The organism is Vibrio sp. 03_296 (assembly GCF_002265885.1).
This window is the reverse complement of sequence record NZ_NPKW01000192.1, coordinates 1-430: the sequence shown is the minus strand read 5'-3', so window position 1 is coordinate 430 and position 430 is coordinate 1. Positions and strand designations below refer to the sequence as shown.

The window sequence follows — 430 nt, the reverse complement described above, 5'->3', positions numbered from 1 at the left end:
AAACTCGCGCACTACGATATTCATTACTCCCAAACTATCCGCAGAACAATAGTGTGGAGTCGAACTATCGACATTTGGCGTGGGTGGTCATCGCTCAGCGCACTTGATTTTCCAATCGAAGATTGCCTGACTTTGGCACGTGCGATGTTGAATGTTCTACGTGTAAGATGGGTGTCGGATTTTGCTTTGTTTCCTACTCCAGTGTTGCGCCTGGATGAGCTCGGTATCTTACCAAGCCACAGTATTGAAGCGTTAACAAAAGCGTTTCCGCGGATTAGCGCTCAACAGTTAGGGCTCTATCCCGTGGTTGACGATGTCAGTTGGATCGAGAAGTTATTGCCTTTAGGAATTAAAACGGTCCAATTGCGGATTAAAGATCCAAACCAAACCGATTTAGAGCAACAGATTGTGCGTGCGATACAGCTAGGCC

At 46.7% G+C, this 430-nt stretch carries 1 pseudogene; it reads left to right on the top strand.

The annotated features are described in order from the left end of the window. Positions 1-430: pseudogene (thiE, locus tag CIK04_RS22830) on the top strand (thiamine phosphate synthase); the annotation flags it as partial.